Consider the following 13098-nt stretch of genomic DNA (forward strand, 5'->3'; position numbering starts at 1 on the left):
AGAATAGATTATGTTATTAATTTTTTTCACAAATTAATTATAACATAAAGAAAGACCTTGAGTTTATTATAAACTCTTGGTCTTTCTTTTTTTCGGGACTATTCTTTTTTCACAGCCCCATTTATTATTAACTGTTTGACTTTACTTTTTAATTACTTTTCCAATTACCTATTACTTGAACATTTACTGGGGTTGTTATATCATTAGAAAATCTTAATCTTACATTCGAACCACTTACTTGGACGGAATTACCAGGCAGTTCTCCCGTAAATCCATCGCCTAAATTTCTGAACCACTTACCATTTCCAGCTGAACTATTCATTCTGACATCAACAGTATAACTTCCCCCAACTTTTTATATCTTAATTCCACCTTAATATTCTTATTCCACCCCCAACATATTAAGTGCCTCTATAAGATCCACATCCTTAACAAGATGTTCCTGTGTCCATTTGATATATTTGTCTACCTGAACACCTTTATTTTTCATTCCTGTGCCTTCATCTACTGCCAGATCTCTTGAAGTCGGATAACTTAAGCTATAATTATCATAGTCTATTACTGCAACATCAGCATAATCCATAATTCCCATTGTCGGTCTTCCAATTACAGTTACTTTATCAAGTGCTCCTATCTCTTTAACAAACATCTCGCCTGAAGATCCACATTCATAATCAGTAATAATTATAATCTTCTCCGGTCTTTGTACTCCTACTGCTTCTGGTAACATCTCTTCTTCTGGAAGTCTTACAAATCCTTTTCCTCTATTTGACAATAGTTCATCTTTTAGGACACCAAGAACCTCTCTTGTCTCATCTGGAAGTTCCTGTTTTTCATATTCTTCTAACAGTGCTAATCTAAGTGCCACATTACGTTCTGAATAATTAATCTCAGTATTAGTTACCGGATGATATACATCTTTTAATTGTTTTCCTGCCGGAAGTGCATACTTATATATTGGATAATATGCAGTATTAGAACCACCGTCATTCTTTCTCACATCAATTATAAGATATCTGCTGTTGGTAATCTCATTGTCATTATCACTTATAAGACTGTTAATCTGTTCTTCGCCTGCAAAGTCCATTAATTTAAGATATGCTACATCATCTCTTATCTTCTTGGATACATAAGGTTCTTCACATTCATTATATCTGCCATATCTAACTTCTTGTATTCTGACATTTCCATCAACATCACATACTTCTATTTCTTTAGCAAAATTAATAAGTGTTAAAAATCCAGTTCCCTGACGTTCTTTTTCTTCTCCACATAGAATTGCTTTATATTTTTGTTCTGCCTGTTCTATTGTAAGTCCGTCTATTTTAGTTATTTTATCACCTTTTTTTACATACGAATCTTTTGCTGCACCCGTAACATACAATGCATCTTCATATCTTCTTACTCGAAATGGTACAACTTTATCATCCTGTGTATCATAGAATGCAAAATGTCCTTTTACTCCATATTCACCAATATATTGTTTCATTAAAAAAAGGAAATCTCTATCTGACATATCATCTGATATTTTATCTCGATATCCACTCTCATCAATTATTATGTCTTTACAAAATGACGCATCTTCCTTAGTTATTTTAACTACATCTTCAAAAATCTCTGTCTTTCTCATATCGTACCTCTCCGTCTTCTATCTGTTATTCTTATCAGATATTTTTCTTTAGCTTATACAGAGTCTTTCTTCATTATTTGATTAAATCGCAGATATATACCTGCGATTTAGTCAAATATATTATATCTGTTAACGCTTTTTCACAGTAGCAGTATAATACAATATTGAGTATTAGACAACAATTATCTGTTATCAACTTTTTCCGGATACATATCATGATTTACAAGACGGTCAAATGCCATCTTTTCCCACTTAGTATCTTTTTTACCGTAGTTACAGTATGGATCTATTGATAATCCACCTCTTGGTGTGAATTTGCCCCATACTTCTATATATTTTGGATCAAGAAGTTTTATAAGATCTTTCATTATTATATTTACACAGTCTTCATGAAAATCTCCATGGTTTCTGAAACTGAACAGATATAATTTTAATGATTTGCTCTCTACAATCTTCTGATCCGGTATATATGATATATAGATTGTCGCAAAATCCGGCTGTCCTGTCTTAGGACACAGACTTGTAAATTCCGGACAGTTGAATTTTACAAAATAATCATTATCTGTATGTTTATTAGGGAAACTCTCTAATACTTCCGGTGCATAATCATCTCTGTATACTGTTTTTGCAGCTCCAAGCTGTGTTACACCTTTTAATTCTTCTTCATTTCTTCCTGCCATTTTTATTCCTCCGATTGTATTTCTAATTATTTTTCAATAATCAAATTATTGTTTTTTATAATTAATTCATTATTTTTTTAATAATATCAAAATGTTACTAAGTATTATCATTATAATACTTTTTTTAATATTTTTATTAAAAATGCACCACATACTGCCGGTATTGCCTGTCCTATGCATAAGTTAAGTGCAAGTGCCGGATATGGTACTCCTGTGAAGCCTGACAGCCATATTGGAACTACGCATCCTGGAATAAGAATAATTGGTATTATTACAAAATAGCTGCTTATCTTAGTTTTCTTAACTCCAACAACAAGAAGACTTGTTATAATTCCTACAACACATCCTCCTATCATATCTACAAGTCCCATTCCTCCAAGCAGATTAGATACAAAATTAGCTAATCCAAGTGGTATTACAAGGAATGGATATATATATGCAAGTGCATACATTGATGTTGCTATTCTTATCTGATATGCTCCAAATGCAAAGCTTTGTGTAAAATACATAATTACACAATATAATGCTATTGTCATACCTGATATTGTAAGTTTCTGAATCTGTGTCTTATTTTTTGCCTGTTCATTGATATTTTCTTTTTTCTTACTAATTTCTATATTCATTTTTTCTACCTGCTCTTTCGTTTACTATATTAAGTCTAGTCCGTTTATCTCGAATGCTTTCTTTCTGTCAAGACATGTACCACATTTACCACATGGTTTTTCTCCACCAAAATAACAGCTCCATGTCTTTTCATATGGAACTTTTAATTCGATACCTTTTTTTACAATATCTGCTTTTGTAGATGTAATAAATGGTGCAATTACCTTTAACTGTCTGCCACTGCCTTCATATATTGCTGTATTGATTGCATTGTTAAATACTTCACTGCAATCCGGATATGCATTGCCTGCTGCATCATCTTTATGCGCACCATAGTATATATAACTACATTCTTTTGATAGTGCTATGCTTGCTGCTGCTGACAGAAACAGACCATTTCTAAATGGAACATAAGTAGATACAGGATTACCCCCTGTCTTGTCAAGCTGTTCTTTGTAGCTCTCCATCGGAATCTCCCTGTCTGAATGAGTGAGTAGTGAGCAGTTACTCTGTTCAAATATTGCCTGCATGTCAAGTTTCATGTGTGTGACACCGTAGTAACTTGCAATATTATCTGCTGCTTCAATCTCTTTGATGTGTTTTTGTCCATAGGATATTGAGAGTGCTATTACTTCATCTTTTCCATATTCATGGACAGCCATTGCGAGTGCTGTAGTTGAATCAACTCCACCACTGAATAGAATTAGTGCTTTCATATAATTTCCTCCATAGTTTTATTTAACGACAGGATGGTTACGAACTGTCGTAAAGAAAGGTGCCATAAGGCACCTTTCTAAGTGTACTCCATATATTTACTATATGCAAGGGATTTTTTATTCATTAATATGTTCAAGTCCCTGACTTATAATACTCTTTATATGATCATCTGATAATGAATAGAATATTGTCTTTCCTTCTCTTCTATTCTTAACAAGTTTCATCTGTTTAAGTGTTCTTAACTGATGTGATATTGCTGACTGGCTTGTCTTAAGCAGCTGTGATATATCGCATACACACATCTCATGTTTTGAGAGCACATATAGTATCTTTATTCTTGTTGTGTCTGCAAATATCTTGAAAAAGTCTGCAAGATCACATAGTTCTTCTTCCTCTGGCAGATCTTCTATGACTTCTTTTACAATATCTTCGTGTATATGTATATATTCACATTCAAGTTCTTTATCAATATCTTTATAATTTAATTCTTTCATTATTTTACCTGCTTTCAGTGATTTATTCATTACTTTTAACATTAACTATATTTAGTATATCGCATATCCTGATATTTTAAAACTATTTCCGGTAAAATCGCTTGTTAATATTATAAAAACCGACTTATAAAGCCGGTTTCTATAATACTCTTATATCTTGCAATACTGTTTTTATTTTTAATAATTATCTACATTAGATGCGTCTACTTCTTCAAATGGAACCCATACATGTATAAGATCATCTGCTGTATATTCCATATCAGCCAAACTTTTACCTCGTGCAAGTTCTATGGCTGAACGTGTTGCGTATTCGCCTTGTTTGCTTGCTGATTGATATACAGTATATGCCATCTTTCCATCTTTTATCGCTTCACATCCTTTAGCTGTCGCATCAACACCGAGAACCGGAACATCTTCCGGGTTAATTCCATGTTCTTCTAATGCTTCAATTACACCTAATGCCATTGCATCATTGTTGCAGCATATTGCATCATATTGTTTTCCTGTTTTTAAGAATATATTGAACATCTTTTTTGCTATGTCTGTATTAAAGTCTGCATAATCATTATATACTATCGATATTCCGTTAGCAGTTAGTGTATCTACAAGTGATTCTGTTCTTCCTCTTGTCGCAGAATGACCTTTGCTGCCTTTTAGTACTACTACATTTTTAACTCCTGACAATTTATTTAGAATATATTGTGCCTGATATTCTCCTGCAACTCCCTCATCTGATCCTACATATACATATCTATCTGCTTTTAATACATCATCATCCGGAGCTGAATTTAAAAATACGATTGGAAGACCATTTGCTGCCGCAATAAGCTGACGTGCAGTATCTGCATCTTCCGGAATACATATTATTACATCATATCCCTTTTGTGCCGCTGTATCTATATCATTAACCTGTGTCTCTAAGTCGTCACCCGCATAGGCAAAATCAATTGTTGCACCAACACTATCAGCATATTCCTTAGCTGACTGTGCTAATTCATCTCTGAATGTATTGCCTTCTTCAAGAGAATATGTATATAGAATCTTAACACCAGAACCTGCAGTTGATGAATTATTCTTACTATTACTACATCCTGTTAATGTCATTGTTAAAAGACATATTCCGGCTATAATCTTTTTTATATTACTATTTTTCATCACCGTTTCCTCCAACTTTAAATACTTTTATATTAGTGTCTAACTCTGTGGCACTTGTAGCAAGTTCTTTTGAGTCTTTTGCGACTTTACTACTATTCATAAGAATACTCTCTGCCTGTGTTACCATATTCTCTGAAGTCTCAAGTATCATAGTTGCACTTGCCGCCTGTTCCTGTGATACTGCAGCTACATTAGTCGCTACATCATCTACCTGTGTTATCTTATCCATTACATCATTAATAAGTGCATTAGTCTCATTGATATTGCCATATATCTTCTGAAATGTATCAAGTGCTGTATCTATAAGCTGTCTGCTGTTATATATCTGTTCTGCACTAGAGTCTGACTGCTTTACGCAATCTGATACTAATATTCGTATTTTTTCAATAAGTTCCGCTATGTCTTGTGCTGACTTTGCACTATTTCCTGCAAGTGTTCCTATCTCACCTGCTACAACTGCAAATCCTCTTCCTGCTTCTCCGGCTCTTGCAGCTTCAATCGATGCATTAAGTGATAAAAGATTGGTCTCTTCTGCAATCTCACTTATCATTCCAACTATCTTAGTTATCTCATCTGATGCTGTTCCTACTTTATTAACAGCATCCTCAAGAGTTGATATAGATTCCGATATTACGTTCATTGCATTTTTTACGTCTTCCATATCATGACGGCCTTTTTCTGTCACGACTACTGTATCTTCCATCTTGACTGTAACTTCCATACTATTTTTTCTTGTATCTGCTACTACACCTGCAAGTGTTGTTGCATTTTCAGCTATCTCATTAACTGAGCCGACAAGAGCATCTACTGTATCATTAAGTCCCTGCATCGAACCCTGCTGATGTTTTGATGCATCTTGCATCTCTTCTGCTGCTTTACTGCTAGATATTGCCTGTCCTTCAAGTCTTTTTGATACTGCACCTATCTGGCTTATTATCCGCTTCATTGAATCCATAAATTCACGCACACTCTGGAACATAACCGTAATCTCATTATTACCTTTTTCTTTTACTTCTATTGTAAAGTCACCTGATGACATCGCTGTGATAACTTCTGTCAGTTCTTTAACTGGTTTTATTGATATATGAATTACTCTTTCTATTATTACAAGTAATATAATTGTACATATAATACCTATAATTATCATATAATTTCTCAACATATTTACTTGTGATAATACAGTACTCATTGGTATATATGATACTAATATCCAGCTTGTATTATCAACTTTTTTAAAAGCTATCTCATAATCATCCATTATTGTAGTTGTAAGTTTGCCATCTTCAATGCATTTTAATACATCTGCCATCATTGGATCTGATGTTACATCTTTAATTGATGTTCCTACAAGTTCTCCTTTTCTGTGACTTAATATAGTATAGCCATTGGCGTCAACGAGGAATGTCTGTGCATCTTCCATCTCTACATTAGAATTAACAATTATTCTTATTCTGTCTAATGTAACATCTGCAGCAAGTACTTTTATTTCTTCTTTGCCATCATCTATTATTCCTGTCGCACTTATTACACTTTGTCCATTACTATTAACATAAGCATCTCCATATTCAAGATTAATTCTTGTAAGACCTTCTTTATACCATTGTGAGTCTGTCACATTAGTCTCTGTCTTTGATGATTGTGTTGCTTTATAGAGATTACCTTTTTCATCTCCAATATATATTCCATTTACAAAATCTGAGTCTTTAGAATAGTATCCGTCTAGTATATTATTAATCTGCACATTAGTTAAATCTCCATTCTCTAATGCTGATTTTAATGCTTCTGCTGCTGATAATTTTTCATCCATCCATGCGACAATCTCTTTATTTTGTGATTTTATCGAAGATTCAAGTGTCTCTTTTGACATACTCTTTATTTCAGAGGATGATATTTTATACGAAACTGTCGTAAGAACTATTATCATAAGTGCTACAATAGGCAGTATGATTATTAATATTTTTGTTTTTAGACTTCCGTTTTTCTTCTTTTCCATCGCATACTCCTTCTAAATAGAACCGCTCTTTTATCTCTATAGATTTTGTCCTATTTCACAATTAATTATAATTATAATATCGGAAATTTAATTATATTCTTCACCAATAGTTTTTTTATTTTTTTGATAAAATTATTCTTGCCGTATTTATCGTTCCTTATATGACTGTCGAAGCTGTATGGACTATCGCTGATATCTTTAACGGACTTATGGCTCTGCCTAATCTTATAGCTCTTGTCACTCTTAGTGGTGTTGTTGTCAAAGAGACTAATGCTTACTTTGAACGTAAATCAAAAGAAAGTGTTGCGAAAGATTCAGGTAATATTGTTGAGAATGCACATATTGCTGATAAAGCTGAGTAAGTGATATGATTGTTCTTTTTTAAATAATACATATATTTCACGTAATATATGTATTAAATACAAATATAGTTTATATAAAAAAGCACGTCCATGTGAAAAGACGTGCTTTTTCTAGTATATGTTAGGTTATGTTGGTTGGCTTTTTAATGTTGTGGACTTATTATCTATATGCAATACTATTCCATCTAAGCTCGTTCTTCAAATCTCTGATATTAGTATCTTTGTCGATTATAACGCTCTCGATTCCCATTGCTGCTGCCCAGTCTGCCATCTGCTCTACTGTTAAGTCGTATGTGAACGCTGTATGATGTGCACCACCTGCAAGTATCCAGCTCTCAAGTCCTGTCTCAAAGCTTGGTTCAGGTGTCCAGAATGCTGTTCCTACCGGAAGTTTTGGCATTGGCTTTTCAACTTTTTTACAGTTAACTGCATTGATTAAAAGTCTGAATCTATCTCCAAGATCTATAAGTGATGTTGCTATACCAGATCCTTCTTTTGATGTGAATACAAGTCTTGCAGGATCTTCTCTGTTACCCATTGATAATGGACATACTTTAATTCCGATATCGCCGTCTGCGATTGATGGACATACTTCTAACATATGTGCCTGAAGTATTCCTTCTTTACCAGGAACTAAGTTGTATGTATAGTCTTCCATCATTGATGTTCCTTTTTTATCTTTTTTGCCGGCTGTCATAAGTTTCATAAGTCTTACCATTGCAGCTACTTTCCAGTCACCTTCTGCACCAAAACCATATCCTTTTTCCATAAGTCTTTGAATTGCAAGTCCTGGAAGCTGCTGTAATCCTCCAAGCATTCCAAAGTGTGTTACAACTGCCTGATAATTATTATCTACAAGGAACTTCTCTATTCCTATCTCCTGTCTTGCCTGAACTGCAACGTGTCTTCTGAATTCGTCAAGGTCACGTCCTTCATCTATTATCTTATATTTGCTATAGTATTCTTCTACAAGTGCTTCTACATCTCCGTCTGCAACAGCATTAACATATTCTACAAGATCATTAACACAGTAATGGTCTATCTCCCATCCAAACTTAATCTGTGCTTCTACTTTGTCGCCTTCTGTTACTGCAACATTGTTCATATTATCACCAAATCTACATACTCTTATATGTGATGATTCTATAATACCTATTGCTGTAATCATCCAGTCGGCAAGCTTGTTCATAACTGATTCACTTGTCCAGTGTCCTACTATTATCTTTCTCTCTATTCCCATTCTTGACACGATATGTCCATATTCTCTGTCACCATGTGCTGACTGGTTCTCATTCATAAAGTCCATATCTATTGTCTCGTATGGTATCTCTTTGTTGAACTGTGTATGTAAATGACATAATGGCTTCTTGTACTCTTTAAGGCCAAGTATCCACATCTTAGCTGGTGAGAATGTATGCATCCATGTTATAACACCTGCACACATAGGATCATTATTAGCATCATTCATAGTCTGTCTTATTGATGCCTGACTGATTAATGTTGGCTTAAGCACTACTTCGTATGGAAGTCTGCCTGATGCATTAAGTCCTTCTACTATCTTTGCTGAATGTTCTGCTACTTTTCTTAGACACTCGTCTCCGTAGAGATCCTGTGAGCCTGTACAAAACCAAAACTTGTAATTCTTTGTCTCCATTATTCTTCCTCCATTATTCCGACAGCACTCTCCCATATTGCTGCCTTTATTATACATTATATAGTTTTTGTTACCCATATCCTTATTATAAACTTGTACATACATCTTTACAAGTGTTTTTTTGTAAAATATTTTATTTTTTTATATAGTCTTGTTGTATAAAAAATCCTCAGCCTTTAATATTGGCTGAGGATCTTATCTTTATACTGCCGCTACATTTTAAAACATATGCTCATTAATAAGTTTTACATGTGCTCTTTTTAAATCATCGACATATATTATTGCAAAATCTTCCGGTTCTCCAGGAACTCCCTTTTCCCACAGAACTGCACTTGCTCCCTTTGCAATCGCACGATATGTCTCCTTCATTCGCTGTGTACCTGACAGATTAAGTGGTATGTACAGATAATTGAATTTTACATCCTTAGCTTCTATTGCCACACCGCTTATCGTCTGGTTATCAAATGCTTCAACAAATTTCTTCGTATTCAAACATTTTGCGACATCAAACACTGTCATAGTCATCCCCTCCACTTAATTATTTATAATAAATTAATCCCTTGTGTTTAATTACCTATTAACAGTTTATCACAAATTCTTTACATTTCCACTGCGAAATTATTACAAATTTCTTAATTTTTTATTTCATTTCCTTTACTTTTTCTTAATGTAATGTTTTTGCCTATGCCTAAGTATCTATAATCGCTTTCCTGTCATGTTTTATCCAATTATGTCTTTTAATGCACTTACAAGCTCTTCCATCTCTTTATCAGTTCCTATCGTTATTCTAAGGAAGTTGTCGATTCGGGGCTGATTGAAATATCTTACAAATATATCTCTTGCTTTTAACTGTTCAAATATATCTTTTGCTGCTGCTTTGTCATGTTTTGCAAATACAAAATTGGCTTTTGATGGCAGGCATGTGAAGCCTAGTTCTTCTAACTCTTTTACTGTTTTTTCTCTTGTTGCAATTATCTTATTAACCTGTTTTGTAAAATATTCTTTGTCTTTTATTGATTCTGCACCTGCATATATGGCTGTCTGATTCATTGTATATGAATTAATTGAGTACTTTACATCGTTCATTGCTTTTATAAGTCTCTCATTGCCACTTATTGCATATCCTATTCTAAGTCCTGCAAGCGAACGTGACTTAGAGAATGTCTGAACTACAACAAGGTTGTCATATTCGTCTATAAGTGATAATGCTGATTCTCCACCAAAATCAATATATGCTTCGTCTACAATAACTATTACATCTCTATTATGTTCTATTATGTCACGAACTTCATCAAGTCCCATATATATGGCTGTCGGTGCATTAGGATTAGGGAATATTACTCCACCATTTTCTGGATAATAGTCTTCTTTTACTATCTTGAAGTTCTTATCAAGTGGCATTGTCGCATATGGTATTCTATATACATCTGCCCATACTTTATAGAATGAGTATGTAATGTCAGGGAAGAATACTGGCTTGTCTGAATTAAAAAATGTTAAAAATGCTACCGAAAGTACATCGTCTGAACCTACTCCCGTAAATACCTGTGATGTCTTTACTCCATAATAATTAGCTATTGTACTGTTAAGCACTTCTGATGTTGGATCTGGATAACGTCTTAACAAGTCTTCTTCTACAGCATCAAGTGCATCTCTTACTCCCGGTGCCGGTGGATATGGATTCTCATTAGTATTAAGTTTTATCATCTTACTTCTCTTTGGCTGTTCTCCCGGAACATAAGGCACAACCTGACGTAGATTATTTTCCCATGCTTTCATATTCTCAAACTTCCTTTCATACTTGTACTATATAATGCCAATGTCAAAAGTTGCAATTTTGATTCTTATACCTTTTTAGTCTGGCATCATCATATTATGGTTCTAAGTATATCACAAACTCTTTTACTGCACCACTTTAATTTACAATATTTAATGATAATTATCTTTCATATTTTTTACTTCATATTTTTTATAAAAAAATCTTCTGATTCAATCTGCGTCTTAACTTACAGATTGATTATCAGAAGATTATCAAAGATATGTTTTAAAAATTATTATTAATCTATTACAATGTTACTGAATTATACAGGTTATAGTATATTCCTCTATTCTCAAGAAGCTGTTCATGTGTACCACTTTCTGCAATTCCGTCTTCTGTGAGTACAACAATTCGCTCTGCATTACGGATTGTTGAGAGTCTGTGTGCTATTACAAGTGTAGTTCTGTTCTTAGCTAACTTCTCAAGTGATTCCTGAACAACTCTCTCACTCTCGTTATCAAGTGCACTTGTTGCTTCATCAAATATGAGTATCGGTGGATTCTTAAGGAATACTCTTGCTATTGAGAGTCTTTGCTTTTGACCACCAGAGAGTTTGATTCCTCTCTGTCCGATATCTGTCTCATATCCATTAGGAAGACTCATTATGAATTCATGTGCATTAGCATTCTTGGCAGCTTCTATTACTTCTTCATAAGTCGCATCAGGTCTTCCATATCTGATATTCTCATATACATTACCTGCAAATAGATATACATCCTGCTGTACTATACCTATATTGTTACGAAGATCTTTTAATCTAATCTTCTTGATATCCATTCCATCTATCTTAATCGTTCCTTCATTAACATCATAGAATCGTGGAATAAGGCTTAACATCGTTGATTTTCCTGCTCCTGACGAACCTACAAGTGCCACATATTCACCGGCTTTTACATCAAGATTGATATTAGAGAGTACTTCTGGCGTCTCATCTTCATATTTAAATGATACATTGTCAAATTCAATCTCTCCCTTAAATCCATCAACATTAATTGCATCTTCGCTGTCTTTTATATCAGGTTCAACTGTTATTATCTCATAGAATCTCTCATATCCTGAGATTCCATTCTGGAACTGTTCTGTAAAACTTATAAGTTTTTTAACAGGATCTGTGAAGTTATTAATATATAGAAGAAATGTAATAAGATCACTTACATTAGTCTTGCCTTGTGTTATGAATATAGTTCCTGCTACAATTACAATAATTGTTATAAGTGTTGTAAATGCACCAAGTCCTGCATTATATCCTCCCATATATTTATAACTGTTACTCTTACTTGCAAGGAAACCATCATTACCGATTTTGAACTTCTCCATCTCGATATTCTCATTGGCAAATGATTTGACTACTCTTATTCCTGATAAGTTATCTTCTATTCTTGCATTAATAGCTGCAATCTTGGCTCTGTTATTCTTGAATGCTCTCTTCATCTGTTTGTTAAAATAATAAGCATATATAAACATAACCGGTAATATCGCTGATGCTATAAGTGCAAGTCTAAGGTTAATCATCGCAAGAATTGTAAATGAACCTATGAATTTTATAATAGATATTACAATATCTTCCGGTCCATGATGGAATAATTCGCTTATATCAAATAGATCATTAGTTATTCTTGACATTAACTGTCCTACTTTTTCATTATCAAAGAACTTAAATGACAGTTTCTGATAATGTGCAAATATCTCTGCTCTCATATCATATTCCATCTTAGCACCCATTATATGACCATAATTGGCTATATAATAATTGCTATAACATTCAATAAGTACAAGTACTATCATAGCTGCAGCAAGCATAAGAATCTTCTTAAGTGCCACATCTGCATCCATATATATAACTGTTCCTGTTATGTATCTTGTAATCATTGGTATTACAAGCGTTATCGCTGCACCAAGAATTGCAAAAAACATATCTTTTAAAAACAGACCTTTATATGGTTTATAATATGAAAAAAATTTTTCCCATTTTTGTTTATCCATTTTCATTT

11 protein-coding genes and 1 pseudogene are annotated in these 13098 nt (G+C 33.6%); 1 reads left to right on the plus strand and 11 read right to left on the minus strand.

Features of this window, described 5'->3' with window-relative positions; translation table 11 throughout:
- Positions 1 to 382 precede the first annotated feature (382 nt).
- The 7 genes from KQI85_RS13710 to KQI85_RS13740 form a co-directional block, all read right to left on the minus strand.
- A complete protein-coding gene (locus tag KQI85_RS13710; RefSeq protein ID WP_216576643.1) occupies positions 383 to 1630 on the minus strand; it encodes a S41 family peptidase in 1248 nt (415 codons plus the stop codon).
- Positions 1631 to 1812: 182 nt separating this feature from the next.
- Complete coding sequence (gene queF, locus KQI85_RS13715; RefSeq protein WP_216576644.1) at positions 1813 to 2310, minus strand: preQ(1) synthase; 498 nt, start codon at positions 2308 to 2310, stop codon at positions 1813 to 1815.
- 110 nt (positions 2311 to 2420) lie between these two features.
- Positions 2421 to 2933, minus strand: coding sequence for a QueT transporter family protein (locus tag KQI85_RS13720; protein WP_216576645.1), 513 nt, complete (start codon positions 2931 to 2933; stop codon positions 2421 to 2423).
- Between the two features lie 24 nt (positions 2934 to 2957).
- A complete protein-coding gene (gene queC / locus KQI85_RS13725; protein WP_216576646.1) occupies positions 2958 to 3629 on the minus strand; it encodes a 7-cyano-7-deazaguanine synthase QueC in 672 nt (223 codons plus the stop codon).
- 117 nt (positions 3630 to 3746) lie between these two features.
- Positions 3747 to 4124, minus strand: a complete 378-nt coding sequence (locus tag KQI85_RS13730) for a metalloregulator ArsR/SmtB family transcription factor (protein ID WP_216576647.1) — start codon at positions 4122 to 4124, stop codon at positions 3747 to 3749.
- Between the two features lie 177 nt (positions 4125 to 4301).
- Positions 4302 to 5279: a sugar ABC transporter substrate-binding protein gene (locus tag KQI85_RS13735; RefSeq protein ID WP_216576648.1), complete on the minus strand. Its 978-nt coding sequence runs from the start codon at positions 5277 to 5279 to the stop codon at positions 4302 to 4304.
- Entirely contained in the window at positions 5269 to 7272 is a 2004-nt protein-coding gene (locus KQI85_RS13740) for a methyl-accepting chemotaxis protein (RefSeq protein WP_216576649.1), read from the minus strand. The genes KQI85_RS13735 and KQI85_RS13740 overlap by 11 nt, the downstream gene beginning before the upstream one ends.
- A 134-nt stretch (positions 7273 to 7406) precedes the next feature.
- Between KQI85_RS13740 and KQI85_RS13745 the strand changes: the two are divergent.
- A pseudogene (locus KQI85_RS13745) lies at positions 7407 to 7634 on the plus strand (alanine:cation symporter family protein); the annotation flags it as partial.
- A 160-nt stretch (positions 7635 to 7794) separates the two neighbouring features.
- Here the strand turns inward: KQI85_RS13745 and araA are convergent.
- The 4 genes from araA to KQI85_RS13765 form a co-directional block, all read right to left on the minus strand.
- Positions 7795 to 9288 (minus strand): L-arabinose isomerase, encoded by a 1494-nt coding sequence (gene araA, locus KQI85_RS13750; RefSeq protein WP_253293907.1) that lies wholly within the window; start codon positions 9286 to 9288, stop codon positions 7795 to 7797.
- Positions 9289 to 9507: 219 nt separating this feature from the next.
- Complete coding sequence (locus tag KQI85_RS13755; protein WP_216576650.1) at positions 9508 to 9807, minus strand: hypothetical protein; 300 nt, start codon at positions 9805 to 9807, stop codon at positions 9508 to 9510.
- Positions 9808 to 10008: 201 nt separating this feature from the next.
- Positions 10009 to 11067 (minus strand): histidinol-phosphate transaminase, encoded by a 1059-nt coding sequence (hisC, locus tag KQI85_RS13760; protein ID WP_216576651.1) that lies wholly within the window; start codon positions 11065 to 11067, stop codon positions 10009 to 10011.
- Between the two features lie 286 nt (positions 11068 to 11353).
- Complete coding sequence (locus KQI85_RS13765) at positions 11354 to 13090, minus strand: ABC transporter ATP-binding protein (protein WP_216576652.1); 1737 nt, start codon at positions 13088 to 13090, stop codon at positions 11354 to 11356.
- Positions 13091 to 13098: the final 8 nt, after the last annotated feature.

Source organism: Falcatimonas sp. MSJ-15, assembly GCF_018918265.1.
In the GTDB taxonomy this organism is placed as follows: domain Bacteria; phylum Bacillota; class Clostridia; order Lachnospirales; family Lachnospiraceae; genus Falcatimonas.

Coding starts and splice junctions, on each gene's coding strand:
- queF (WP_216576644.1), bottom strand. CDS start 2,310: ATGGCAGGAAGAAATGAAGAAGAATTAAAAGGTGTAACACAGCTTGGA.
- hisC (WP_216576651.1), bottom strand. CDS start 11,067: ATGAAAGCATGGGAAAATAATCTACGTCAGGTTGTGCCTTATGTTCCG.
- KQI85_RS13720 (WP_216576645.1), bottom strand. CDS start 2,933: ATGAATATAGAAATTAGTAAGAAAAAAGAAAATATCAATGAACAGGCA.
- KQI85_RS13730 (WP_216576647.1), bottom strand. CDS start 4,124: ATGAAAGAATTAAATTATAAAGATATTGATAAAGAACTTGAATGTGAA.
- KQI85_RS13765 (WP_216576652.1), bottom strand. CDS start 13,090: ATGGATAAACAAAAATGGGAAAAATTTTTTTCATATTATAAACCATAT.
- KQI85_RS13755 (WP_216576650.1), bottom strand. CDS start 9,807: ATGACAGTGTTTGATGTCGCAAAATGTTTGAATACGAAGAAATTTGTT.
- KQI85_RS13735 (WP_216576648.1), bottom strand. CDS start 5,279: ATGAAAAATAGTAATATAAAAAAGATTATAGCCGGAATATGTCTTTTA.
- queC (WP_216576646.1), bottom strand. CDS start 3,629: ATGAAAGCACTAATTCTATTCAGTGGTGGAGTTGATTCAACTACAGCA.
- KQI85_RS13710 (WP_216576643.1), bottom strand. CDS start 1,630: ATGAGAAAGACAGAGATTTTTGAAGATGTAGTTAAAATAACTAAGGAA.
- araA (WP_253293907.1), bottom strand. CDS start 9,288: ATGGAGACAAAGAATTACAAGTTTTGGTTTTGTACAGGCTCACAGGAT.
- KQI85_RS13740 (WP_216576649.1), bottom strand. CDS start 7,272: ATGGAAAAGAAGAAAAACGGAAGTCTAAAAACAAAAATATTAATAATC.